Source organism: Cupriavidus sp. GW823-FHT07B10 (assembly GCF_058794355.1).
In genome coordinates this window covers 368,153-393,603 of the sequence record NZ_JBXAGS010000001.1, presented here as the reverse complement: position 1 = coordinate 393,603, position 25,451 = coordinate 368,153, and the positions used below count along the sequence as shown (strand labels likewise).

Sequence of the window (25,451 nt, the reverse complement as noted above, 5' to 3'; positions counted from 1 at the left end):
CAATACGATGACGGTAAAGCGGATGTAGTGTGACGCGATACTGCGGCGACGTAAACGAACATCGCGCCCCCGGCCAGACGTCAGGTGGCGCGATCATGCTAGGCCTTTTCCAGGCCGGATTCTTTACGATGTGATGCGGATCAGGCCGGCGTTGCCGGTGCAGCTTCCTGCCCGCGCGCCGGCGGCGCCTTCATGCTCCAGGCGATTATAAGCCAGAGCAACAGCACCACCGCGCAACCGACGAACACGGCGCTGCGCCCCTCGTGCTTGAGCAGCCAGCCACCGGCCGCGCCGCCCAGGAACAGGCCCAGCGCCTGCGTGGTGTTGTAGACGCCCAGCGCCGCGCCGCGCGCGGCAGCGGCGTAGCGCGACACCAGCGAAGGCTGCATCGCCTCCAGCACGTTGAACGCGACAAAGAAGAGCAGCAGCACGCCGACGATGGCCCACAGCCCGTGCACGGCGGCAAACAGCAACTGCACCGCGGTCATCAGCGCGACCGCGCCCAGCAGCACCGGGCGCACGCGGCCGTAGCGCTCGGCCGCCATCATCGGGCCCAGCATCAGCACGAAGGACACCAGCACCACCGGCAGGTAGACCTTCCAGTGCTGGTCCAGCGGCATGCCGGCATCGGCCAGCATGGCGGGCACCACCATGAACATGGCCACCTGGGAAGCGTGCAGCGCCAGCACGCCGACGTTCAGGCGCGCCAGGTCGGCGTTGAGCAGCACCTTGCGGAACGGCAGGCGCACCGGATGCGGCGGCGGCGGGGTCGGCACCAGGAACAGCGTCACGCCGATGGCCACCAGCCCCAGCACCGACATCAGCCCGAAGATGCCGGACATGCCGATGCTGTGCAGCAGCGGCGAGGCAATCACCAGCGACAGCGCGAAGGTCAGGCCGATGCTGCCGCCCACCATCGCCATCGCCTTGGTGCGATGCCGTTCGCGCGTCAGGTCGGCGATGCAGGCAGTGATGGCCGCGGAGATCGCGCCCGTGCCCTGCAGCGCGCGGCCGGCGATGATGCCGCTTAGCGTGTCGGAAAAGGCGGCCACCAGCCCGCCGGCGATGAACAGCAGCAGCCCGGCCACCATCACCGGCTTGCGCCCGATGCGGTCGGACAGCCAGCCCAGCGGGATGTGCAGGAATGCCTGCATCAGGCCATAGATGCCCATGGCCAGGCCCACGCGCTGGGCGTCGTGCCCGTCGGGCAGGCTGTGCGCGTATTCGGCAAAGACGGGCAGGATCAGGAACAGGCCCAGCATGCGCAGCGCGAAGATGCTGGCCAGCGACACGGCGGCGCGCAACTCGGCGCGGGTCATGCGTTCGCGGGCGGGGGCCTGGGATGCGTCAGCGGCACCCGCACCCGGGGAAGAAGACTGGATCGACGGCATTGCGATCGTGGGATCGTGGAATCTGTCAGGCTGGCTGCCGGTGCATCGCAACGGCAGTTTCGATCGGGATCGCGGGGGGAAGTTGCCGCCCGGAACCCGGGGCCGGCGGCGGCTTCGCCGGGCGCCTGCATGGCGCGGGCCACCCCGGAAACCGAAGTTGGGTATATTAACAGGTTTGCTCCTTCGCGCTTCCCGGGTCACCTGGCCATGCCAGCTGGCCCCCGGGCGTGTGCCCGGGCGCGCATTCCGGCCGTCGCCAGCGGTCGGAAGTGCCAAATACGGTACTTGTTTCTGGGTTTTGCGATTCCTTCAGACAGCCTTGCCAACCCCGGCAGGGCGGCCTGTCTGGCGACGACTTTTCGGCATATGGAAGAAATCAAGATCCGTGGGGCGCGTACCCACAACCTGAAGAACATCAATCTCGACCTGCCGCGCAACCGGCTGATCGTGATCACCGGCCTGTCGGGCTCGGGCAAGTCCTCGCTTGCCTTCGACACGCTCTATGCCGAGGGCCAGCGCCGCTACGTGGAGTCTCTGTCCGCCTATGCCCGCCAGTTCCTGCAGCTGATGGAAAAGCCGGACGTGGACCTGATCGAAGGCCTGTCGCCGGCGATCTCGATCGAGCAGAAGGCTACCAGCCACAACCCGCGTTCGACGGTCGGCACCGTCACCGAGATCCACGACTACCTGCGCCTGCTGTACGCCCGCGCCGGCACGCCCTACTGCCCCGACCACAACCTGCCGCTGCAAGCGCAGAGCGTGTCGCAGATGGTGGACGCCGCGCTGGCCCTGCCCGAGGACACCAAGCTGATGATCCTGGCGCCAGTGGTGGCCGACCGCAAGGGCGAGCACTCGGACCTGTTCGACAGCATGCAGGCGCAGGGCTTCGTGCGCTTTCGCATCCGCTCGGGCGGCGGCACCGCGCACGAGGCCGAGGCCAAGGTCTATGAGGTCGATGCGCTGCCGAAACTGAAGAAGACCGAGAAGCACACCATTGAAGTGGTGGTGGACCGCGTCAAGGTGCGCGCCGACATCAAGCAGCGCCTGGCCGAATCGTTCGAGACCGCGTTGCGCCTGGCCGATGGCCGCGCGCTTGCGCTGGAACTCGACAGCGGCAAGGAGCATATGTTCAGCTCCAAGTTTGCCTGCCCGATCTGCTCGTACTCGCTGCAGGAGCTGGAGCCGCGGCTGTTCTCGTTCAACAACCCGATGGGCGCCTGCCCTAGCTGCGACGGGCTGGGCCAGATCACCTTCTTCGATCCCAAGCGCGTGGTGGCCTTCCCCAACCTGTCGCTGGCCTCGGGCGCGATCAAGGGCTGGGACCGCCGCAACCAGTTCTACTTCCAGATGCTGCAAGGCCTGGCAGCGTACTACGACTTCGACACCGAGACCCCGTTCGAGGAGCTGCCGGAAAACGTGCAGCAGTCGGTGCTGCACGGCTCGGGCGAGCAGGAAATCCCGTTCACCTATATCAACGAACGCGGCCGCACCACCGTGCGCGAGCATGTGTTCGAAGGGATCATCCCCAACCTGGAGCGCCGCTACCGCGAAACCGATTCGGTCGCCGTGCGCGAGGAACTGGCCAAGTACCAGAACAACCAGCCCTGCCCCGCCTGCCAAGGCACCCGCCTGCGCACCGAGGCGCGCCACGTCAAGCTGGGCGAGGGCGAGCAGGCACGCGCGATCTTCGAGATCAACGGCTGGCCGCTGCGCGACGCGCTGACCTACTTCCTGACGCTGGACATGCACGGCGCCAAACGCGAGATCGGCGACAAGATCATCAAGGAGATCTCGGCGCGGCTGAACTTCCTGAACAACGTCGGGCTGGACTACCTGTCACTGGAGCGCAGCGCCGATACGCTGTCGGGCGGCGAGGCCCAGCGCATCCGGCTGGCGTCGCAGATCGGCTCGGGCCTGACCGGCGTGATGTATGTGCTGGACGAGCCCTCGATCGGCCTGCACCAGCGCGACAACGACCGTCTGATCGGCACGCTCAAGCACCTGCGCGACATCGGCAACTCGGTGCTGGTGGTCGAGCACGACGAGGACATGATCCGCGCCTGCGATTACGTGGTCGACATCGGCCCGGGCGCCGGCGTGCACGGCGGCATGATCGTGGCCGAGGGCACGCCGCGGCAGATCGAGGAGTCGCCGGCATCGCTGACCGGCCAGTACCTGTCCGGCCAGCGCCGCATCGAGGTGCCGAAGGAGCGCGCCGCGCCCGACGATGCGCGCCTGCTGCGCATCGTCAACGCCAGCGGCAACAACCTGCGCAACGTCACCGCCGAAGTGCCGGTGGGCCTGCTGACCTGCATCACCGGCGTGTCCGGCTCGGGCAAGTCGACGCTGATCAACGACACGCTCTACCATGCGGTGGCGCGCCATCTGTATGGCTCGACGCCGGAGCCGGCGCCGCACGACCGCATCGAGGGGCTCGAGCATTTCGACAAGGTCATCAACGTCGACCAGAGCCCGATCGGGCGCACGCCGCGTTCCAATCCGGCCACCTATACGGGCCTGTTCACGCCCATCCGCGAACTGTTCGCCGGCGTGCCGTCGGCCAAGGAGCGCGGCTACGACCCGGGCCGCTTCTCGTTCAACGTCAAGGGCGGGCGCTGCGAATCGTGCCAGGGCGACGGCGTGCTCAAGGTCGAGATGCACTTCCTGCCCGACGTCTATGTGCCGTGCGATGTCTGCCACGGCAAGCGCTACAACCGCGAGACGCTGGAAGTCCTGTACAAGGGCAAGAACATCTCCGAGGTGCTGGACCTGACCGTCGAGCAGGCGCACGAGTTCTTCAGCGCGGTGCCGGTGGTGCGGCGCAAGCTGCAGACGCTGCTGGACGTGGGCCTGGGCTATATCCGGCTGGGCCAGTCGGCGACCACGCTGTCGGGCGGCGAGGCGCAGCGCGTCAAGCTGTCGCTGGAGCTGTCCAAGCGCGACACCGGGCGCACGCTCTATATCCTGGACGAGCCCACCACCGGGCTGCACTTCCACGATATCGAGCTGCTGCTCAAGGTCATCCACAAGCTGCGCGACCAGGGCAATACCGTGGTCATCATCGAACACAACCTCGATGTCATCAAGACCGCGGACTGGCTGATCGACATGGGGCCGGAAGGCGGCGCCGGTGGCGGCCAGGTGATCGCGCGCGGCACGCCGGAGGATGTGGCCAGGAGCAAGGCGAGCTTTACGGGCAAGTATCTGAAGCCATTGCTGGAGCGGTAAGGCCTTAGGAATTTTCGGATACAGGCCCGGCAAGAATTGTCGCGACTCGCTTACGCAAGCGATTGCACAAGTTGAGGTGTATCAAGATGAGGTGAGCTTGCCGCTGCTGAGGCGGGCCTGCCCCTTCAGTCCAGCCCGGCGTTGGGCAGCACCCGCGCGCGGCGCGGCGCTCCGCCCGGCTGCAGTTCGATCGCGACGCCGCCACCGCTGTCGGCGCCGTGGCCGCTCAGCGCGGTGATCACCACCTGGTGCGTGACCAGCAGGTAAGGCCCGCCGCGCGGATCGAGCCCGTCGATAAAGCGCGAAAGCTGCGCGGTCTGCGCTTCCCGGCGCTGTGCATCCGCGCCAAAAAATGAATTGAGCAATGGCTGGACCCGCACCGGACCCAGGTCGATCAGGCGGGCGGTGTCCTGGCAGCGGCACCAGGCGCTGCTGTAGACCCGCGTCGGCCGGAAGCCCGCCGCCTTCCAGCTGCTACCGAGCCTCGCCGCCTGCTGCCGGCCGTTCGCGTCCAGGTTGCGCTGGGTCGAACAGTCGTCCAGCTTGAAGCCCGGCGGATCGCCGACCCCCGGCGCACTCGCATGCCGCAGCACGACGACGACATTGGGGCGCTTCAGTTCACTGACGGCGATTTCGCCCTGTGATGCCGGAACGACCTGGGCGGCGGCCACGCACGGCGCCATGGCAAGCCATGCGAGGAAGAGGCGAACAAGCGGCATCGGCGTCTCCGGTGACGGGCCAGTCCATCCGGTATAGCAGGTACGCGTGCCATGCGAGGATCCCTGCCCGCTTGCATTCACCACCCCGCGCCCTACCATGAACCGGATGGCGGCAAGCCGCGCCGCCATTCTGGAGCCAGCCATGGAACTGACGGTCGTACCGGTCACCAAGCCGGAAGCCACCAACTTCATCTTCGGCCATTCGCATTTCATCAAGACCGTGGAAGACCTGCACGAGGCGCTGGTCGGCACGGTCCCGGGCATCCTCTTCGGGCTGGCGTTCTGCGAGGCCTCGGGCAAGCGCCTGGTGCGTTGGTCGGGCACAGATGAAGACCTGATCGACCTGGCCTGCGAGAACGCCCGCGCCATCGGCGCCGGGCATACCTTCGTGATCTTCCTCGGCGACGGGTTCTTTCCGGTCAACGTGCTGGCCGCGGTGCGGGCAGTGCCGGAGGTGTGCCGCATCTTCTGCGCAACGGCCAACCCGACCGAGGTGATCATCGCCCAGACCGATGCCGGACGCGGCGTGGTGGGCGTGATCGATGGTGCCTCGCCGCTGGGGATCGAGACCGATGCCGATGTGGCCGAGCGCAAGGCGCTGTTGCGGAAGTTCGGCTACAAGCTCTAGCGTCGCCGCTCAGTGCTGCGCTGCCTGCACCGCCGGCACCGCCGGCACATCGTCTTCCTTCATCCGGCTGCGGTTGAGCACCCCAGCCTGCTCCAGCACCGGATAAGCCGTCGCACAGAACAGCGAATTCAGCCGTTTGAGCTCGCTGATCACATCCAGGTGCAATGAGCTGGTCTCGATGCTCTCGGCGGTCTGCACCGCCACGCGCTGCAGGTGGGTGCGCGCGTACTTGCGCTCCAGCTCGCGGAAGTTCGCTTTTTCCGCCATCAGCGCCTGGGCGCTCTTGAGGTCGCCGTTGAGAAACACCGACAGGCCCAGCCGCAGATTGGCGACCAGGCGCGCGTGCATCTCGGCGATTTCCTGCATTCCCGCCTCCGAGAACATCAGGTTGTGGGCGATCTTCTTGTCCTTGGTATCGAGCAGGATGCGCTCGATGATGTCGCCCGCGTGTTCCAGGTTGATGGTGAGCGAGATGATCTCGGTCCAGCGCTGGCCGTCGCGCTCGTCCAGCGCTTCCAGGCTGATGCGCGTCAGGTAGAGCTTGATCGCGGTGTAGAGGTCATCCACCTCGTTGTCGATGCGGCAGGTGGCGTCGGCCAGCTTGGCGTCGTTGGTGCGCAGCACGCGCAGCATGTTGTCCAGCATCTGCTCGACGCGGTCGCCGATGCGCAGCACTTCGCGCGCGGCGTTGGCCAGCGCCAGCGTGGGCGTGGACAGCGCGGCCGTATCGAGGTGGCGCGGCGTGACCTGGCTGTCGCCGGTGTTGCGCCCGGGCAGTACCTTCTCGCACAGCCGCGCCAGCGGCGCGGTGGCGCCCAGCAGCAGCACCGCCAGCGCGACGTTGAACAGCAGATGGAAATTGACGATCAGCCGTTGCGGGTCATGGTCCAGCAGCGCCAGCAGCTCCTCGGCCTGGCCCAGCAGCGGCAGCGCCACCAGACAGCCCAGCAGGCGCGACAGCAGGTTGCCCAGCGTCACGCGTTTGCCCGGCTGGTTGTTGCCCGAGGTGGTCAGCAGCGCCGAGATGCCCGAACCCAGGTTGGCCCCCAGCACCAGCGCCAGCGCCACGTGGATCGACACCACGCCGGCCGAGGCCAGCGCGCCGCAGAACAGCACCACGGCCAGGCTGGAATAGCACAGGATGGTCAGGAAGGCGCCGACCAGCATGTCCAGCCCCGCGTCGCCGGTCAGCGAGGCGAACAAGACCTTGACGCCGGCAGCCTGCACCACGGGACGGGTGGCGATGGAGATCAGCTCGAGCGCCAGCGTGATCAGGCCCAGGCCGATCAGCACGCGGCCGACGTGGCCGGCCCTGCTGCCCTTCCAGGTCAGATGGCAGATCACGCCGACAAAGATCAGCAGCGGCGACAGCCAGGACAGGTCCAGCGAGAACACCTGCACCATCAGCGCGGTGCCGACGTTGGCGCCGAGCATGATGGCCAGCGCCGGTGCCACGGCGATCAGGCCCTGGCCGACGAAGGAGCTGACGATGACCGCGGTGGCATTGCTGCTCTGGACCAGCCCGGTGACGCCGAGCCCGGCAAGGAAGGCGGTGAAGCGGTTGGAGACGCTGGTCGACAGGACATGGCGCAGGTTCGCGCCGTAGACGCGCAGGATGCCGACCTTGACGATGTTGGTGCCCCAGACGAGCAGGGCAACGCCTGATAGCAGGTGAAGGAGTACGCCCATGGTGCGCCTTTGTGTGACCAGTGCCGACAAAACCCCTGGAGGCTAGGCCCGGTCATCGTGTAGTTGTCAATGAGGCATTATGCGCCCGTCACCCGACAGCGGCAACGGCATGGGCGCGGCGCGCGGGCAATGGGCAACACCGGCGCGCGGATGCGCGCCAGCGGCGCCGCTCAGGGCAGCGCGACCTTGATCCCCAGCCCGACGAAGATCGCCCCGGCGGCGCGGTCCAGCCAGCGGCCGGTGGCCGGGCGGCGGCGCAGCCAGGCGCCCAGCCAGCCCGCGCACAGCCCGAACAGCGAGAACACCACCGCCGTCTGCAGCATGAAGACCACGCCCAGCAGCAGGAACTGCAGCCCCGGGTGCGCGGCATCGGCGCGCACGAACTGCGGCAGGAACACCAGGAAGAACAGCGTCACCTTGGGATTCATGATGTTGCCGAGCACGCTCTGGCGGAACACGCGCGCGAGCGGCACCGCATCGACATCACCGCCCTGCGCCAGCCCGCCCTTTGCGCGCAGCGCCTGGATGCCGATCCAGATCAGGTAGGCCGCGCCCGCATACTTGATCAGCTGGAACGCCAGCGGCGACGAGCGCAGCACCGCGGCCAGCCCCACCGCCGCAATCACGGTGTGGAACAGGCACCCGACCGAAAAGCCCAGTGCCGCGACCAGCCCCGCGCGCCGGCCCTGCGCCATGCCGCGCGCCAGCACCTGCAGGTTGTCGGGCCCCGGGGCCACAGTCACGGCAATCGAAGTCAGCAGGAACAGCAACAGGTCAGGCATGGGGTCTCCTTGCGTGGAAATCTTGCGGGCCGGTCAGCGTGGCTCAGTGCCCTTCGAACTTGCACACGGTGAACAGCGGCAGCCCGCCGTCCTGCAGCAGCTTCGAGCCGCCCAGTTCGGGCAGGTCGACGATGGCGGCGCCCTCCACCACCGTCGCGCCCAGGCGCTCCAGCAGCTTGCGTCCGGCCATCATGGTACCGCCGGTGGCGATCAGGTCGTCGACCAGCAGCACGCGGTCGCCGGACTTGCAGGCGTCTGCATGGATCTCGACGGTGGCGCTGCCGTATTCCAGCTCGTACTCCTCGGCCACGGTCTGGAACGGCAGCTTGCCCTTCTTGCGGATCGGCACGAAGCCCAGGTTCAGCTCATACGCGACGATCGCGCCCAGGATAAAGCCGCGCGCGTCGATGCCCGCCACCAGGTCGAGCTGCGCATCCATGTAGCGGTGCACGAAGACATCGATCAGCACGCGCAGCGTCTTGGGGTTCTGCAGCAGCGGGGTGATGTCGCGGAACATCACGCCCGGCATGGGCCAGTCCGGCACCGTACGGATGCGCTCGCGCAGGTAGCCGGTGACGTCGCCGAGCTCGGGGGACTGGATGATGGACTCTGCCATAGGGGTCTGGAAACGGTAGGCGCGCAGCGTGGCGCGCCAATCAGAAAGAGGGGTCGCAGTGGGTCGCGGCAGGATGGCCGCCGGCGCGGTAACCAGTTACCACCCGCGCCATCGGGGCGGCCAGCACAATGGCCCTGCCGGCCCGCTTGGCTGGCCAGGGGCCGGGCTGCCGCGTCCGGCACCCGCCGGACACCCGTAACCATACAGGAGAGCGCGATGGCAAAGAAGATTCTGATGCTGGTGGGCGACTACGCCGAAGACTACGAAACCATGGTGCCGTTCCAGGCACTGCAGATGGTCGGCCACACCGTGCATGCGGCCTGCCCGGACAAGCAGGCGGGCGACGCCTGCGCCACCGCTATCCATGACTTCGAGGGCGACCAGACCTACACCGAGAAGCGCGGCCACAACTTCACCCTCAACGCGAGCTTTGCCGAGATCGACCCCGCCGGTTACGACGCACTGGTCATCCCCGGCGGCCGCGCGCCGGAATACCTGCGCCTGAACGCGCGCGTGCTGGAGATCGTGCGCCACTTCGCCCAGGCGGACAAGCCGATCGCCGCGGTCTGCCACGGCGCCCAGCTGCTGGCCGCGGCAGGCGTGCTCGAAGGCAAGACCTGCTCCGCCTACCCGGCCTGTGCGCCCGAGGTGAAGCTGGCCGGCGGCACCTATGCCGATATTCCCGTCGACCAGGCCCATACCGACGGCAACCTCGTCACGGCCCCGGCCTGGCCCGCGCATCCGGCCTGGCTGGCGCAGTTCCTTGCCGTGCTGGGCACGCGGATCGTACATTAGAGCTTTCCGCACGCGGCGCCCCCACGCGTGAAGGCACGGCCCGCCCCATCCGCGAGCCGTGCACATGCCCGCAGGCTGCGCCGCCCGCACGGGAGCATCCATGTGTGAAATCTTTATCCGCGCCAATCCGGCGTCGTACCAAAGCCAGTCGCGCTCGCTGCGCCTGCATGGCGTGGCCACCAGCATCCGGCTGGAGAGCCTGTTCTGGGAGGTGCTGGAAGAACTGGCGCGGCGCGACGACATGACCGTCAACCAGCTGATCACGCGCCTGCACGATGAACTGACCGAACATCGCGGCAGCGAGGCGGTGGCCGGCAATTTCTCGTCCTTCCTGCGCGTGTGCTGCCTGCGTTACCTGATGCTGCAGGGCGAAGGCCGCATCCCGGCCGATGCCAGCGTGCCGATCCGCTCGCTGGACGCACGCGCCGTGCTCGACAACCTGCCGGAATCCTGGGTCGAGGCGCGTCCGCACTGACGCGCACGACGCCCCGGCTCAGCCGTTCAGGATGCGCGTTTCCGCAGCCTCCAGCGCCTCGGGCGGGCCGCGCAGCACCACGATATCGCCCGGCTCCAGCACGGTCTCGGGCTCCGGATCGAAGGCGCGGATGCCGCGCCGGCGCACCGCGGTCACCTCCACGCCGATCCGCTCCAGCCCCAGCACGCCAAGACGCCGCCCCACCGCCGTGGATTGCGGCCCGAGCGACACGGAATGCAGCCGTACCGAATCGCGCTCGACCATGTCCTCATCATCGTCGCGGCCGTGGAAATAGCCGCGCAGCAGGCTGTAGCGCGCGTCGCGCGCCTCCTGCACGCCGCGCAGCACATGCCGCATCGGCACGCCCAACAGCACCAGCGCGTGCGAGGCCAGCATCAGGCTGCCCTCGATGATCTCGGGCACCACTTCGGTGGCGCCGGCCTTCTGCAGCGTGTCGAGCTCTGAATCGTCCACCGTGCGCACGATCACCGGCAGCGCCGGCGCCAGTTCCTGCACGTGGTGCAGCACCTTGAGCGCCGATGGGGTGTTGGCATAGGTGACGATCAGGGCGGCGGCACGGTGGATGCCGGCGGCGATCAGCGCCTCGCGCCGGCCCGCGTCGCCGTAGACCACGGTATCGCCGGCCGCGGCGGCCTCGCGCACGCGATCGGGGTCCAGGTCCAGCGCCACGTAGTTGATGCCCTCGCGCTCGAGCATGTGCGCCAGGTTCTGCCCGCTGCGGCCGAAGCCGCAGATGATCGCGTGCTTCTCGGTCTGCAGGCTCTGCGCGGCGATGCGGGTCATGTTCAGCGACTGCATCAGCCATTCGTTGGCGGCAAAGCGCAGCACGATGGCGTCGCTGTACTGGATCAGGAAGGGCGCGGCCAGCATCGACAGCAGCATCGATGCCAGGATCACCTGGATCAGCACCGGGTCGACCAGGTTCAGGCCGTCGATCTGGTTCAGCAGCACGAAACCGAATTCGCCGGCCTGCGCCAGCCCCAGCCCGGTGCGGATCGCCACCCCCTGGCGCGAGCCGAAGACCCGCGCCAGCAGCGCGATCAGCACCAGCTTGAACAGCACCGGCACCACCAGCAGCGCCAGCACCAGCCATACGTGGTCGAGCACCACTCGGATATTGAGCAGCATGCCGATGGTGACGAAGAACAGTCCCAGCAGCACGTCGCGGAACGGCTTGATGTCCTCTTCCACCTGGTGGCGGTAGGGCGTCTCGGAGATCAGCATGCCCGCCATGAAGGCGCCCAGCGCCATCGACAGGCCCAGCCGCTCGGTCAGCGCCGCCATGCCCAGCGTCACCAGCAGCAGGTTCAGCATGAACAGTTCCTGCGAGCGGCGCGCCGCCACCACGTGGAACCAGCGGCTCATCAGGCGCTGGCCCAGGAAGAAGATGACGCCCAGGGCCACCACGATCTTGACCGTGGCCAGGCCCAGCGCCACCATCAGGTCGCCCGGATCGCGCGACAGCGCCGGGATCACGATCAGCAGCGGCACCACCGCCAGATCCTGGAACAGCAGGATGCTGATGATATTGCGGCCCTGCTCGCTCTCAAGCTCCATGCGCTCGGACAGCATCTTGGAGACGATCGCGGTGGAAGACATCGCCAGCGCCCCGCCCAGCGCCACCGACGCCTGCCAGGACAGCGGGAACAGCCAGTTGAAAGCCCAGCTGGCCGGCACCACCGCCAGCATCGACAGCACCACCTGCGAGCCGCCCAGGCCGAACACCAGCCGCTTCATCGAGCGCAGCTTGGTCAGGTTGAACTCCAGCCCGATCGAGAACATCAGGAAGACCACGCCGAATTCGGCCAGGTACTTGGTCTGCGCGGTGTCGCTGGCCAGCCCCAGCGCATGGGGGCCGATCAGGATGCCGACGGCCAGGTAGCCGAGCATCGGCGGCAGCTGCAGCATGCGGAATGCGACCACGCCGAAGACGGCGGCGGCCAGCAGCACCAGGGTCAGTTCCAGCGGAGAATGCATCAGGCGGTCTGGGTGACCGGCCAGGCGCACGTCCGACCCGGCACGGGCACCCTGCCGGCAAAATACGGCGAGCACGGCAAGCACGACGTGCGCCATGGGTCGGGCCAGGCGCCATCGCATTCGTTGGTATACTTCGTCGCCATGATAGCCAATTTCGATGCGGATCGAGCACTCAGGCTCGCCCGCGACACTCTCCAGACCGAAGCCGATGCGGTTTCCGCACTTTCCGGACGCCTGAACGGCGACTTTGCCCGTGCCGTGCTGCTGATCCTGCAATGCACCGGGCGCGTGGTCGTCTCGGGCATCGGCAAGTCCGGCCATATCGGGCGCAAGGTCGCGGCCACGCTGGCCTCTACCGGCACGCCGGCGTTCTTCGTGCACCCGGCCGAAGCCAGCCACGGCGACCTGGGCATGGTCACGCGCGACGACGTGCTGATCGCCTTCTCCAATTCGGGCGAGACCGGCGAGCTGCTGTCGATCATCCCGATCGTCAAGCGCATCGGCGCGCGGCTGATCTCGGTCACCGGCAACCCCGACTCCAACCTGGCCAAGCTGGCCGACGTCCACCTGGACGCGGCGGTCGAGAAAGAAGCCTGCCCGCTGAACCTGGCGCCGACGGCCAGCACCACCGCGGCGCTGGCGCTGGGCGATGCGCTGGCAGTGGCGGTTCTCGATGCGCGCGGCTTTGGCGAGGAAGACTTCGCGCGCTCGCACCCCGGCGGCGCGCTCGGGCGCAAGCTGCTGACCCATGTGCGCGACGTGATGCGCACCGGCAACGCCGTGCCCGAGGTGCGTGAAAACACCCCGCTGGCCCAGGCGCTGATGGAAATCACCCGCAAGGGCATGGCCATGACCGCCGTGGTGGACCCGGACGGACACGCCATCGGCGTCTTCACCGACGGCGACCTGCGCCGCCTTCTGGAAACCCCGCGCGACTGGAAGACCGTTCCCATCGGCGACGTCATGCACCGCAACCCGCACGTGGTCAACGAGAACCAGCTCGCCGTCGAAGCGGTGCAGGTGATGGAGGCCAACCGCATCAACCAGCTGCTGGTGGTGGATGACGACGGCCGCCTGACCGGCGCGCTGCATATCCACGACCTGACCCGCGCCAAGGTCATCTGAGCGGGCGCGGGCCCGGCACAACCGGCACAACGCCAAGGACACCATGCAGGCACTCCTCGCCTCCCTCAGCGGCATCGTCATGCGGCTGCTGCCGCTGCTGCTGATGGCCTTCGTGGCGGGCAGCACGTTCTGGCTGGTCCAGATCAACTCCCCCAAGGAAGACCCGGCCGCGCAAAGCGCCAAGAAGCATGAGCCCGACTACTTCATGGACCGCTTCTCGGCCACTGAGCTGGCGCCGGACGGCAGCACCAAAATCCGCTTTACCGGCGAGCGCATGGTCCATTTCGAGGATGACCAGACCTACGAGGTGACCCGGCCCGCCATGCGCGCGTATGAGCCGGACCGCCCGCCGGTCACCGCCCGCGCCGATATGGGCCGCATGAACGCCGAGGGTTCGGTGATCGACCTGTACGGCAACGGCTTCGTCATGCGCCAGCAGGGCGTGGACGTGTCCAAGGACCCGCAGCTGACCGCCGCATCCAGTTATTTCCAGCTGCTGGTCAATGACGACATCGTCAAGACCGACAAGCCGGTCAAGCTGACGCGCGGCCCGTCGGTGATGACCGCCAACGGCCTGATCTTCAACAACGTCACGCGCGAAGTACAATTGCTCGGCAATGTACGCGGCACCATCATCACCGGGCCGACCCCTGGCCGCGCGCCGGGGTCCTGAGCCCCGGCCCGGGGGCCGCACCAACCCGCACCAACGTACCCAGACGCCCTCAAGCAACCCTGCCAACATGACTGCTTCCCTGACGACATCGTCCCGTCGACGCACCGCCCCGGCCCTGCTCGCCCTGGCCATGGCCTTCGGCCTGCTGGCCCAGCCCGCCCTGGCCGAGCGCGCGGACCGCGACAAGCCGATGGTGCTGGAGGCGGACAACGCCAGCTATGACGACGTCAAGCAGATCTATACGCTGACCGGCAATGTGGTGCTGACCAAGGGCACCATGATCCTGAAGTCCGACGCCGCCGAACTGCGCACCGATCCCGAGGGCTACCAGTTCGCGGTGGCCACCGCCAAGCCGGGCAAGCAGGCCTACATCCGGCAGAAGCGCGAAGGCGTCGACGAATACATCGACGGCTGGGGCGACCGCATCGAGTACGACGGCAAGCAGGAGTACTCCAAGCTGATCGGCAATGCCCGCATGGCGCGCCTGCAGGGCGCCAAGCAGGTCGACGAGATCCGCGGCGCGGTGCTGACCTACGACAGCCGCAAGGAGTTCTACACGGCTGCCGGCGGCGGTAGCGGCGATGCCGCGGCCGCCAATCCGTCCGGCCGCGTGCGCGCGGTGCTGTCGCCGCGCCAGGACCAGAAGGCCGGCGCCACGGGCAGCGGCGGCTCGCCGCTGGACCTGAAGCCGGCGCCCGCGCCTGCCAACAAACCCTGACGCCTGGCGCCGGCTGCGTGCATCGCATGCGGCCGGCGCCAGAAACGCCTGAACGCCAGACTGTGCCAATGACCGATACCGCAACCATCGCCGACAAGCCTTCCGTCGAAGCCTCCACCGTCCTTGCCGGCGGCAGCACGCTGGTCGTGCGCCACCTGAAGAAACGCTATGGCTCGCGCACGGTGGTCAAGGACGTCTCGCTCGACGTGAAGAGCGGCGAGGTGGTCGGCCTGCTCGGGCCCAACGGCGCGGGCAAGACCACCTCCTTCTACATGATCGTGGGCCTGGTGGCGCTGGACGAAGGGGATATCGTGCTCGACGGCGACCACATCAGCGGCCTGCCGATCCACGAGCGCGCGCGCATGGGGCTGTCGTACCTGCCGCAGGAAGCCTCGGTATTCCGCAAGCTCAACGTCGAAGAGAACATCCGCGCGGTGCTGGAGCTGCAGGTGAGCAACGGCAAGCCCCTGCCCAAGGCCGAGATCGAGCGCCGCCTGGATTCGCTGCTCGACGACCTGCAGATCGCGCACCTGCGCAACAACCCGGCGCTGTCGCTGTCGGGCGGCGAGCGCCGCCGCGTGGAAATCGCGCGCGCGCTGGCGTCGTCGCCGCGCTTCATCCTGCTGGACGAACCCTTCGCCGGCGTGGACCCGATCGCCGTGGGCGAGATCCAGCGCATCGTCAGCTTCCTCAAGGCACGCAATATCGGCGTGCTGATCACCGACCACAACGTGCGCGAGACGCTCGGCATCTGCGACCACGCCTACATCATCAGCGAAGGCACGGTGCTGGCCGCGGGCCAGCCCGAGGAAATCATCGCCAATGACGCAGTGCGGCGCGTCTACCTGGGCGAGAACTTCCGCATGTGATGCAGCGGCCTGCCATGGAGCGGCAGGCCTATTCGCGGGCGCACGTGGGCCTGCCACAGCCAGCAGCGATCAGACCGCATAAGCGATAGCAATTTCCGTTCCAACAACGGAAAGATGCGCATAGAATAGGTCGCATGAAACCGTCGCTACAGCTCCGCCTTTCCCAGCATCTGGCCCTGACCCCGCAACTGCAGCAGTCGATCCGGCTGCTGCAGCTTTCCACGCTGGAACTGCAGCAAGAGGTCGAACAGGCACTGACGGAAAACCCTCTGCTCGAACGCGAGAACGACTGGATCGAAAGCCCGCTGCGCGTGGCGGCCGACGGCTCGGTCAACCTGCAGAGCGCACCGGCGCCCGCGCCGGCAGAGCCGCAGGGCAATGGCGAGGCCCGCGCCGACGGCGCGGCTGACGACGACAGCTATGGCGACAGCGGCAACGGCGACGACTATGGCAGCAGCGACTGGAGCCTGGACGACTTTGCCCGCCGCCCCCAGGGCGACGAGGACGAAAAAACGCCGATGCAGCTGCGCGAAGCCGAGCCAACGCTGCGCGAGTACCTGATGGAACAGCTCACGCCGCTGAAGATCTCGGCGCGCGACAAGGGCCTGGCCATCTTCCTGATCGAATCGCTCGACGACGATGGCTACCTGAGCGCATCGCTTGAGGAGATCTGCACGGAGTTGCCGGAAGAACTCGAGTTCGAGATCGAGGAGGTCCACGCCATCCTCACGCTGCTGCAGAGCTTCGACCCGCCCGGCGTGGGCGCGCGCAACGCCGCCGAGTGCCTGGCCCTGCAGTTGCGGCGCCTGACGCACCCGCAGCGCGAACTGGCCCTGAACATCGTGACCAACCACCTGGAGTTGCTCGCAGTACGCGACTACACGCGGCTGAAGAAGGCGCTGCAGGTGGATGAAGCGGCGCTGAAGTCCGCACACGAACTGATCCGCTCGCTGGCGCCCTACCCCGGCCATGCATACAGCCGCCCGGAGGCGGACTTCGTGGTGCCGGACGTGTTCGTGCGCAAGGGTGGCGGCGGCTGGATCGCGCAGCTCAATCCGGATGTGATGCCGAGGCTGCGCATCAATGACATGTATGCGCAAATCCTGCGTGGCGCAAAGGGTGAGTCCGGCACCGCCGGGCTGCAGCAGAAGCTGCAGGAGGCGCGCTGGCTGATCAAGAACATCCAGCAGAGGTTCGACACAATCCTGCGTGTCTCGCAGGCCATTGTCGAGCGTCAAAAGAACTTTTTCAGCCACGGCGAAATCGCCATGCGCCCCTTGGTTTTGCGGGAGATTGCCGATACACTGGGTTTACACGAGTCAACCATCTCCCGGGTGACGACCAATAAATATATGGCAACGCCGATGGGTACTTTCGAACTGAAGTACTTCTTCGGCAGCCACGTGTCCACCGAAACCGGTGGCGCGGCTTCGTCAACGGCCATCCGCGCCTTGATCAAGCAACTGATAGGAGCCGAAGACCCGAGGAATCCCCTTTCCGACAGTCGCATTGCCGAACTGCTGGGCGAACAAGGCTTCGTTGTCGCACGCCGCACCGTTGCCAAGTATCGCGAAGCCCTGAAGATCCCCGCAGTCAATCTCCGCAAGTCTTTGTAGCCGAGCCCACCGCCTGCCTGGTGAGGCTCTTTCAGAAGGAGAAGCGCTATGAACTTCAAGATCAGTGGACACCACCTGGACATCACGCCCCCTCTGCGTGAGTACGTGGAAACGAAGCTGGAGCGAATCGTCAGGCATTTCGATCAAGTCATTGGCGTTAGTGTGCTGCTCTCTGTCGACAACCATAAGGAAAAGGACCGGCGTCAGTACGCGGAAATCAATCTACATCTCAAGGGCAAGGACATCTTTGTCGAAGCGCATCACGAAGACCTGTATGCAGCGATCGACGCACTCGTCGACAAGCTGGACCGTCAGGTGATCCGCTACAAGGATCGCGTGCAAGGCCACGACCGCGAAGCGGTCAAGTACCAGATGGCCGCAGCGCAAATGCAGCAATGACCGTGCCCGGCAGCCCCGCAGCGGGCTGCTGAATCAGGATTGAACAGGCAAGCCGCGCCAAGAAGCGCGGCTTTTTTGCGCCCTCGCGTTCCCGGTTGCCGCCGGCATGCCGCGCCCGCACTGGCGGCGCGGCCCGGCTGTGGCGCCGGAGCCGATGCTTTTCACCCGAATGAGCAAGGGTGTTCGCAAGCGCTGCGCCAAGGTGTATGCTGCGCCATACAAAGAGAGGGAATCCTGGCCGTGCCCCGCACCGGTGCACCGGCTCCCCGCCGCGGAGGCACCATTGCATCACCATGTATCTTTCTGCACCGGCTTGCCCCGTTGCGCTGCACAATGCGGGAGTAGTCGCTGCTCTATAATGGGCCGGACGCCTCCGGCCAGGCCAACGGCAGGCCGGAGCCAGCCCACTGCCCGGCGGAACGGTCCGCCCGCTAACTGAAATCCTGCGCATCGCCCATGAATCGTTTGGCCAAATTGCTGCCACCCGGCAACATCACCCTCGACGTCAGCGTCACCAGCAAGAAGCGTGTGTTCGAGCAGGCCGGGCTCCTCTTCGAGAACAACCATGGTGTGGCGCGCGCCATCGTGACGGACAACCTGTTCGCGCGCGAGTCGCTTGGATCCACCGGCCTGGGCGCCGGCGTGGCAATCCCGCACGGCCGCATCAAGGGCCTGAAGCAGCCGCTGGCCGCGTTCATGCGCCTGGCCGAACCAATTCCGTTCGAATCGCCCGATGGCAAGCCGGTATCGCTGCTGATCTTCCTGCTGGTGCCCGAACAGGCTACGCAGCAGCACCTGGAAATCCTGTCCGAAATCGCGCAACTGCTTTCCGACCGCGACATGCGTGAAGGGCTGGCCACGCTGCCCACGCCCGATGCCGTCCATCAGTTGCTGATCGCATGGCATCCCTGATCCCCTGATCCCTCAAGCGGGCCGGCACCAGACCGGGCAGGCGCCAAGGCGCTTCGCAAACCGCCCCACCAGTCATACCGCATGGAACTCACCGGCGTCACCTCCCAGTCCATCTTCGACGACAACGCAGCCGACATCAAACTCTCGTGGGTGGCCGGCCTGGAAGGTGCGGATCGCGCCTTCGATGTGGAGTTCGCCCGCGAAGCCACCTCCGCCGCCGACCTGGTGGGCCACCTGAACCTGATCCACCCCAACCGCATCCAGGTGCTCGGCAAGCCCGAGATCACTTATTACCAGCGGTTGGACGACGAGACCCGCAAGCGCCAGATGGGCGAGCTGATCCTGCTGGAGCCGCCCTTCCTGGTGATCGCCGACGGCATGGAGCCGCCGCCCGACCTGGAACTGCGCTGCACGCGCTCGTCCACGCCGCTGTTCACCACGCCGGTGTCGTCGGCCGCGGTGATCGACCACCTGCGCCTGTACCTGTCGCGTATCTCCGCGCCGCGCGTGACCATGCACGGGGTATTCCTCGACATCCTGGGCATGGGCGTGCTGATCATGGGCGAATCGGGCCTGGGCAAGAGCGAACTGGGCCTGGAACTGATCTCGCGCGGCCACGGGCTGGTGGCCGATGATGCCGTGGACTTCGTGCGCCTGGGGCCGGATTTCATTGAAGGCCGCTGCCCGCCGCTGCTGCAGAACCTGCTTGAAGTACGCGGTCTGGGCCTGCTCGACATCAAGACCATCTTCGGTGAGACCGCGGTGCGCCGGAAGATGAAGATCAAGCTGGTGGTGCAGTTGGTGCGTCGCAATGACGGCGAGTTCGAGCGGCTGCCGCTCGATTCGCAATACCTCGACGTGCTGGGCCTGCCGATCCACATGGTCAAGATCCAGGTGGCGGCCGGGCGCAACCTGGCCGTGCTGGTCGAGGCCGCGGTGCGCAACACCATCCTGCGCCTGCGCGGCATCGATACGCTGCGCGACTTCATGGACCGGCAGCGCGCCGCGATGCAGGCCGATGCAGTATCGCGCGGCCAGGGCCGCTTGCTCTGAGCGCCGGCGTTTTCATTTGCTTACAACGGCGTTGACGCAGAACGTCAACGTTCTTCAGGCATGCTCCGTTTTGTGCTGTAATGGGCATCGCGCCCGTTACGGAAGCTGCAACGCCGGCAATGGCGCGCGGCCATGAAGTTTTCCACACCCAGGAGAGCAAGCATGAAGAAATTGATCGCGATGTGCGCGCTGGTCACCCCGATGATCGCCGCCAGCGCTTTTGCACAGACCACCGCCACGCCGGCAACCCCCGCGACGCCAGCCAAGCCGGCGGCCACCGCACCGGCAACGCCGGCCATGCCTGCCACGCCCGCCACCCCGGCTACCCCGGACAAGCCCGCAGCCAACGCCCAGCAGGACAAGATGAAGGCCTGCAATACGCAAGCCGCCGGCAAGAAGGGCGACGAACGCAAGGCGTTCATGAAGGAATGCCTGTCCAAGGGCGCGTCCAAGACCCAGCAGGAGAAAATGGCCTCCTGCAGCAAGTCGGGCAAGGGCAAGAAGGGCGACGAATACAAGGCCTACATGAAGGAATGCCTGTCCAAGGCAGCCTGAGCCGCAACCAGCGCCGCAAGCTGACGACAAAAGCATGGCGAACCGCGAGGTTCGCCATGTTTGCTTTTGCGCGTGGTGTCATGACGCCTTCATCACGTGATGCTATGCTTCAGTTGCTATGCGCATCATCCTCATCACCGGCATATCCGGTTCCGGCAAGTCCGTCGCACTGAACGTGCTCGAAGACGCAGGCTACTACTGCGTGGACAACCTGCCGGCTCAGTTCATCCCGGAACTGACCCGCTATCTCGACAGCCAGGGCTATACGCACCTGGGCGTCGCCACTGACATCCGCAGCCGCGAGTCGCTCGACCAGTTGCCCGACACCGTGCGCGCGCTGGCCGCTGAGCACCAGGTCGAGGTGGTGTTCCTGACCGCCAGCACCGACGCACTGGTGCAGCGCTACTCCGAGACGCGCCGCCGCCACCCGCTCTCGGTCCGTACCGACGGCGTGCCGGGCCCGGGCGGTGAACCCGCCTTCAACGACACCGCGCTGATGGAAGCGATCGAGATGGAGCGTGCGCTGCTGAGCCCGCTGGCCGAGGCCGCGCACCGCATCGACACCAGCAATGTGCGCACCAATACGCTGCGCAGCTGGATCAAGGAGCTGATCCGCGACGACAGCCAGCGGCTGACGCTGCTATTCGAGTCGTTCGGCTTCAAGCACGGCGTGCCCAGCGATGCGGACATGGTGTTCGACGTGCGCTCGCTGCCCAACCCCTATTACGACCTGGCCTTGCGCCCGCTGACGGGGCGCGACACGCCGGTGATCGACTTTCTGCAGGCCCAGCCAATGGTGCTGGCGATGGCCGAGGATATCCGCGCCTACGTGGAAAAGTGGCTGCCGAGTTTCATTGCCGACAACCGCAGCTACCTGACCGTGGCGATCGGCTGCACCGGCGGCCAGCATCGCTCGGTCTATATTGCGGAAAGGCTTGCCAACTACTTCCGGGCGCATGGTAATGTGCTGGTGAGACACCGAGAGCTCGCACCGGCGGGCTGACGCAGGCGGGACTGCCCACTGGCATCATTGGCATCTGCGCGCCGCGTTGGCCGGCTGGCCCATTGCTGCGCGATACCCAAGCTGGCACTGCATGTCCTCGACCGACCTCTACCGTCCCACGGCATCAGAAGATCCGCCGCGGACGCTCGACAACCTGCCGCTGTTCCCGTTGCACACCGTGCTGTTTCCCGGTGGACGGCTGCCATTGCGCGTGTTCGAGGCGCGCTATGTCGACATGGTGCGCAACTGCCTGCGCGACAACACTCCCTTCGGCGTTTGCCTGATCGAAAGCGGCGAGGAAGTGGCCCGGCCGGACCAGCCCACCGTGCCGGAACTGATCGGCTGCCTGGCGGAGATCGTCGACTGCAACATGGAACAGCTGGGCGTGCTCTTGATCCGTGCGCGCGGCCGCGAGCGCTTCCATATCGTCAGCCATGACACCCGCGACGACGGCCTGCTGGTTGCGCGCGCCGAGGTGCTTCCTCCCGACATCATCGACTGCAAGCTGGAGCTGCTGGGCGAATGCCTGGATGCGCTGCGGCGCATTGTCACGCGGCTCCATGCCGAGCAACCCGACCGCCTGCCATTCGACGAGCCCTACCTGTGGGACGACCCGAGCTGGGTCGCCAACCGGCTGTGCGAGTTGCTGCCGGTGCCGCTCAAGGCCAAGCAGATGCTGATGGCGTTGCCCGATGCCGGCATGCGCATCGAGATCGTGCACCGCTACATGCGCCAGAACCACATGCTCTAGGCGCTCAGAACAGCCCGCCGCGGGCCTGGTCCTCCAGCAGCCTGCGCACCGGCGCGGGCGTACCCACCGCATCGAGATCGTCAAGCGAGATCCAGCGCTGCGCGGCTTCCGCGGCGCCGTCCTGCGCCATCAGGCTTGCGCCGTCCGCGCTCACATCGACCCGGATGGCACGGATCAGCAGGCGGAAGTGCGTGAACACATGGGTCAGCTCGCCGGTCAGTGCGGCGCGCGCGGGCTTGCCGAAGGCGCGGGCATAGTCGAGCGCCGCCGCCTCGGCGGCTTCCGTGTCGAAGGGCACGCTGTCGACCGGCATCTCCGGCAGGCTCCACAAGCCGCCCCAGATGCCGCTGCCGGGGCGCAGGCGCAGCAGCACTTCGCGCTGGCGCCGCACCAGCAGCATTACCGTGCTGCGCTCGGGGATGGCCGCGCGCGGCTTGGGCGTGGGCAGCACGCCGGTGAGCCCGTCGCGGCGCGCCACACAGTCGGCCGACAGCGGGCACGCACCGGCATCGGCCAGGCAGGCCGGCTTGCCGCGCGAGCACACCGTGGCGCCCAGGTCCATCAGCCCTTGCGTATAGGCGATCATGTCCTCGGCCTGGCGCGGGCCTGCGGCCGGCAAGGCCAGCTCGGCCAGCTGCCACATGCGCGTTTCCACCACGCGCTCGCCCGGATGGCCGTGGATGCCGAAGCAGCGCGCGAACACGCGCTTGACGTTGCCATCCAGGATTGGAGAACGCACGCCGGCGCTGAACGCGGCGATTGCCGCGGCGGTGGAGCGGCCGATGCCGGGCAATGTGGCCAGCACCGCGGGATCGGTCGGGAAACGGCCACCATGCTCGCTCACCACCTGCATAGCGCAGCGGTGCAGGTTGCGTGCGCGCGAGTAATAGCCCAGCCCCGCCCATAGCGCCATGACCTGGTCGGCAGGCGCCGCCGCCAGCGCCTGCACCGTGGGCAGCTGCGAGACAAAGCGCTGGAAGTAGTCGATCACCGCGCTCACCTGGGTCTGCTGCAGCATGATCTCCGACAGCCAGATGCGGTACGGGTCGCGCGTGTTCTGCCACGGCAGGTCGTGCCGGCCATGCTGGCGCTGCCAGTCGACCACGCTGGCGCCGAAGTCGGGCGGCACGCAGATATCGTCGGGGATGGCGGGAACAGCGCGAGGGGCTGGTTTGCGGGGCATCTGGGTGAAACGTTCTGAAGCGCGGGGCGCGCGGCGCACCAAAGGAAAAGGCGCCGCTAAGTGCGGCGCCACATGATATACCGGCTTCAGGATCAGGCCACCGCAAGGCTCGCGCTGTCGGCTGCAGCCGTCGGCCGCAGCAGCCGCTGCGCGTAGCCCTCGATACGGCCGCTGCGCTCGTCCAGGCCGTTGAGCACTTCCTCGAGTTCGGCAATGCGGCTTTCCAGCGTGTCGGTGGCCTCGTGGATGCGCTCGATCGAATCGACGCGCCGGCGCAGCTGCTTCTGGTGCTCGCGCACCTGCGCTTCCAGCGGCGTCATTACCGACTTGAGCCAGACCTCGATATCGCGGTTCAGGTCGCGGAAGTTCTCCAGCACGCGGCTGGCCATGGTGCTGAAGGCGCTCTGGACCAGCTGCGGGCGCGAGCGCGTCAGCATGCTGACCGTGCCGAAGTGCGCATGCACCAGGCGCAGTGTTTCCTCAAGCTCGGCCACGTAGCGCTCGGCAGTGAACTGCATCGGCGCGGGCAGCGTGAAGCCGTGCTCGGCGTTGAAGCGCCGGTACATGCTTTCGATCAGCTGGTGCAGCTGGCCGATCTTGTTGTCGGCATCGGTCACCAGCCTGGTCAGCTGCGCAAACAGCGCGTCCATGTCTTCGCGCAGTCCGCGCGAGAAGAAGCGCTCTTTCATCTGCTCGCGCGCGCTGCGCATGGTGAGGCGCACGTCGCGCAGTTGCAGGCTCTTGATGATGTCGGCGCTGTGGCGGCCGAAGACCAGGCGCAGCGCCTGGAACTTGCTGATGCTCTGCTCGAACTCTTCCTTCTCGCCCTGCACCCGCATCAGCATGTGCTTGACCATCGCGTGGTTCTTGCCGCGCAGGCCGCGCAGCTCGAACAGCTGCTCGACGATATCGCGGCGGCGGCTCTGCAGCAGCTGCTGCGCGGCGCGCGCCATGTCCTGCACCAGCCGGTGCGCCTGGTCCGAGACGATCTCGCGCCGGCGCGGGATCAGCTGGTCGGACAGCACGTGCTCGAACTCGGGCAGGCCGCTGCGCGCCAGCAGCTCGTCGTCGTGCGTGACCTTGGCCACCAGGCCCTTCTGCGCCGATACCGGATAGACGCGCGACTGTTCGATGCCCAGCACCTGCGCGGTGGTGGACACCTGCCGCGCGATCTCCTGCGCGATCTCGCCCGGCTCGCGCAGCGGATCCCACAGCCCGTCGATCTTGTTGAGCACCGCCAGGCAGCCGCGCCGGTGGCCGGCGCCGACATGGCTGCGCCACAGCTCCAGGTCGCTCTTGGTGACGCCCGCATCGGCGGCCAGCACGAACACCACCACATGGGCATCGGGGATCAGCCGCAGCGTCAGCTCGGGCTCGGTGCCGATCGCATTCAGGCCCGGCGTGTCAAGGATCACCAGGCCCTGGCGCAGTAGCGGATGCGGGAAATTGATGACGGCGTGGCGCCAGCGCGAGATCTCGACCATGCCCTCGGCATCGACCGCGTAGGCGGCATCGGGATCGTTCTCGTGGTACAGGCCCAGCGCCTCGGCCTGCGCCGGCGGCACGCGCACGGTCTGCACCACGTGCTGGAACGCAGCCAGCATGCCCTCGGGCGAAGACGGGTCCAGCGGCACCGAATGCCAGTGCGAAGCCGAGGTGCCGGCCTCCAGGAAGTCGGCGGTAGAGGCCTCCTGCAGGCGTGTCTCGATCGGCAGCAGCCGGATGCACGGCGGCTCGGCCTCGTCGTAGCGCAGCTCGGTCGGGCACATCGTGGTGCGCCCCGCCGACGACGGCAGGATGCGGCGCCCGTAGTCGGCAAAGAAGATGGCGTTGATCAGCTCGCTCTTGCCGCGCGAGAACTCGGCAATGAACGCGACCTTGAGCCGGTCGCTGCGCAGCACGCTCTGGATGCGCTGCACGCGGTCATCGGCCTGGGCGTCGTACAGGTCGTGCTGCTGCAGCCAGGACTGGAATTCGGCCAGTGACTGGAGGACCCCGGTTCTCCAGGCGCCGTATTGTTCGAATTGGTGGGCGAGCGTTGTCATGGAGCTGTTCGGCTGACTTGGTTTTACCTCGGGGCACGCCGCTTTCGCGCTGCGCCCGTGTTCGCACAATGCCGGCCCGACCACGGTCTACCTGCAGGCGGCGGGCCATTTTGTAACTTTTTATGACTGCGCACACGATACAGGTTTCCACGACGGTTTTGTGGAATTCACGCCCCTCAGTAATGGCTTGCACAAGGAGTGTTGCGCCGACCCATCGACAATCGCCGG

At 66.9% G+C, this 25,451-nt stretch carries 23 protein-coding genes; 15 read left to right on the top strand and 8 right to left on the bottom strand.

The annotated features are described in order from the left end of the window. Positions 1-140 precede the first annotated feature (140 nt). Positions 141-1,391 carry an MFS transporter gene (locus AC1Q6V_RS01960; RefSeq protein ID WP_037025351.1) on the bottom strand — a complete coding sequence of 417 codons (1,251 nt, stop codon included), beginning with the start codon at positions 1,389-1,391 and terminating at the stop codon, positions 141-143. Positions 1,392-1,757: 366 nt separating this feature from the next. Here AC1Q6V_RS01960 and uvrA point away from each other — a divergent pair, with 366 nt between their 5' ends. Then, positions 1,758-4,619: an excinuclease ABC subunit UvrA gene (gene uvrA / locus AC1Q6V_RS01955; protein ID WP_439668513.1), complete on the top strand. Its 2,862-nt coding sequence runs from the start codon at positions 1,758-1,760 to the stop codon at positions 4,617-4,619. Between the two features lie 125 nt (positions 4,620-4,744). On the opposite strand, the gene AC1Q6V_RS01950 is transcribed toward uvrA, so the two are convergent. After that, positions 4,745-5,338 carry a histidine phosphatase family protein gene (locus tag AC1Q6V_RS01950; protein ID WP_454749209.1) on the bottom strand — a complete coding sequence of 198 codons (594 nt, stop codon included), beginning with the start codon at positions 5,336-5,338 and terminating at the stop codon, positions 4,745-4,747. 142 nt (positions 5,339-5,480) lie between these two features. Between AC1Q6V_RS01950 and AC1Q6V_RS01945 the strand changes: the two genes are divergently transcribed. Further along, entirely contained in the window at positions 5,481-5,966 is a 486-nt protein-coding gene (locus AC1Q6V_RS01945; protein ID WP_010814398.1) for an adenosine-specific kinase, read from the top strand. A gap of 9 nt (positions 5,967-5,975) precedes the next feature. Here the strand turns inward: AC1Q6V_RS01945 and AC1Q6V_RS01940 are convergent, their stop codons facing one another. From AC1Q6V_RS01940 to AC1Q6V_RS01930, 3 genes are all read right to left on the bottom strand, one after another. Next, the gene (locus AC1Q6V_RS01940) at positions 5,976-7,655 is read right to left on the bottom strand and encodes a Na/Pi cotransporter family protein (RefSeq protein ID WP_010814397.1); all 1,680 of its coding nucleotides are present in this window, start codon (positions 7,653-7,655) and stop codon (positions 5,976-5,978) included. Positions 7,656-7,825: 170 nt separating this feature from the next. Further along, positions 7,826-8,437 (bottom strand): LysE family translocator, encoded by a 612-nt coding sequence (locus AC1Q6V_RS01935; protein WP_010814396.1) that lies wholly within the window; start codon positions 8,435-8,437, stop codon positions 7,826-7,828. A gap of 43 nt (positions 8,438-8,480) precedes the next feature. Next, positions 8,481-9,053, bottom strand: a complete 573-nt coding sequence (locus tag AC1Q6V_RS01930) for an adenine phosphoribosyltransferase (protein WP_454749208.1) — start codon at positions 9,051-9,053, stop codon at positions 8,481-8,483. Positions 9,054-9,269: 216 nt separating this feature from the next. On the opposite strand from AC1Q6V_RS01930, the gene AC1Q6V_RS01925 reads away from it, so the two are divergent. Beyond that, on the top strand, positions 9,270-9,848 hold the full coding sequence (locus AC1Q6V_RS01925; protein WP_010814394.1) for a DJ-1/PfpI family protein: 579 nt from the start codon (positions 9,270-9,272) through the stop codon (positions 9,846-9,848). Positions 9,849-9,948: 100 nt separating this feature from the next. Then, entirely contained in the window at positions 9,949-10,323 is a 375-nt protein-coding gene (locus tag AC1Q6V_RS01920) for a ribbon-helix-helix domain-containing protein (protein ID WP_010814393.1), read from the top strand. An 18-nt stretch (positions 10,324-10,341) separates the two neighbouring features. On the opposite strand, the gene AC1Q6V_RS01915 is transcribed toward AC1Q6V_RS01920, so the two are convergent. After that, complete coding sequence (locus AC1Q6V_RS01915) at positions 10,342-12,321, bottom strand: monovalent cation:proton antiporter family protein (RefSeq protein WP_010814392.1); 1,980 nt, start codon at positions 12,319-12,321, stop codon at positions 10,342-10,344. A 141-nt stretch (positions 12,322-12,462) separates the two neighbouring features. Here AC1Q6V_RS01915 and AC1Q6V_RS01910 point away from each other — a divergent pair, with 141 nt between their 5' ends. The 11 genes from AC1Q6V_RS01910 to AC1Q6V_RS01860 all read left to right on the top strand — a co-directional run bounded on the left by AC1Q6V_RS01910 (position 12,463) and on the right by AC1Q6V_RS01860 (position 21,995). Beyond that, a complete protein-coding gene (locus AC1Q6V_RS01910) occupies positions 12,463-13,446 on the top strand; it encodes a KpsF/GutQ family sugar-phosphate isomerase (protein ID WP_010814391.1) in 984 nt (327 codons plus the stop codon). Positions 13,447-13,489: 43 nt separating this feature from the next. Then, entirely contained in the window at positions 13,490-14,119 is a 630-nt protein-coding gene (lptC, locus tag AC1Q6V_RS01905) for an LPS export ABC transporter periplasmic protein LptC (protein ID WP_010814390.1), read from the top strand. A gap of 67 nt (positions 14,120-14,186) precedes the next feature. Further along, positions 14,187-14,837: a lipopolysaccharide transport periplasmic protein LptA gene (gene lptA, locus AC1Q6V_RS01900; protein WP_011614488.1), complete on the top strand. Its 651-nt coding sequence runs from the start codon at positions 14,187-14,189 to the stop codon at positions 14,835-14,837. 68 nt (positions 14,838-14,905) lie between these two features. Continuing rightward, positions 14,906-15,706 (top strand): LPS export ABC transporter ATP-binding protein, encoded by an 801-nt coding sequence (gene lptB / locus AC1Q6V_RS01895; protein ID WP_010814388.1) that lies wholly within the window; start codon positions 14,906-14,908, stop codon positions 15,704-15,706. A gap of 134 nt (positions 15,707-15,840) precedes the next feature. Further along, positions 15,841-17,322, top strand: a complete 1,482-nt coding sequence (locus AC1Q6V_RS01890; protein ID WP_058697913.1) for an RNA polymerase factor sigma-54 — start codon at positions 15,841-15,843, stop codon at positions 17,320-17,322. Positions 17,323-17,370: 48 nt separating this feature from the next. After that, entirely contained in the window at positions 17,371-17,721 is a 351-nt protein-coding gene (gene hpf / locus AC1Q6V_RS01885) for a ribosome hibernation-promoting factor, HPF/YfiA family (RefSeq protein WP_010814386.1), read from the top strand. A gap of 456 nt (positions 17,722-18,177) precedes the next feature. Further along, positions 18,178-18,633, top strand: coding sequence for a PTS IIA-like nitrogen regulatory protein PtsN (ptsN, locus tag AC1Q6V_RS01880; protein WP_010814385.1), 456 nt, complete (start codon positions 18,178-18,180; stop codon positions 18,631-18,633). A gap of 81 nt (positions 18,634-18,714) precedes the next feature. Next, a complete protein-coding gene (gene hprK / locus AC1Q6V_RS01875; RefSeq protein ID WP_010814384.1) occupies positions 18,715-19,686 on the top strand; it encodes an HPr(Ser) kinase/phosphatase in 972 nt (323 codons plus the stop codon). Between the two features lie 162 nt (positions 19,687-19,848). Beyond that, the gene (locus AC1Q6V_RS01870; RefSeq protein WP_010814383.1) at positions 19,849-20,241 is read left to right on the top strand and encodes a PsiF family protein; all 393 of its coding nucleotides are present in this window, start codon (positions 19,849-19,851) and stop codon (positions 20,239-20,241) included. Between the two features lie 118 nt (positions 20,242-20,359). Continuing rightward, positions 20,360-21,244 carry an RNase adapter RapZ gene (gene rapZ / locus AC1Q6V_RS01865; RefSeq protein ID WP_010814382.1) on the top strand — a complete coding sequence of 295 codons (885 nt, stop codon included), beginning with the start codon at positions 20,360-20,362 and terminating at the stop codon, positions 21,242-21,244. A gap of 91 nt (positions 21,245-21,335) precedes the next feature. Next, entirely contained in the window at positions 21,336-21,995 is a 660-nt protein-coding gene (locus AC1Q6V_RS01860) for an LON peptidase substrate-binding domain-containing protein (RefSeq protein ID WP_010814381.1), read from the top strand. 4 nt (positions 21,996-21,999) lie between these two features. Here the strand turns inward: AC1Q6V_RS01860 and mutY are convergent, their stop codons facing one another. Further along, the gene (gene mutY / locus AC1Q6V_RS01855) at positions 22,000-23,178 is read right to left on the bottom strand and encodes an A/G-specific adenine glycosylase (protein ID WP_011614483.1); all 1,179 of its coding nucleotides are present in this window, start codon (positions 23,176-23,178) and stop codon (positions 22,000-22,002) included. Positions 23,179-23,270: 92 nt separating this feature from the next. After that, positions 23,271-25,223 carry a dynamin family protein gene (locus tag AC1Q6V_RS01850; RefSeq protein WP_011614482.1) on the bottom strand — a complete coding sequence of 651 codons (1,953 nt, stop codon included), beginning with the start codon at positions 25,221-25,223 and terminating at the stop codon, positions 23,271-23,273. Between the last annotated feature and the right edge of the window lie 228 nt (positions 25,224-25,451).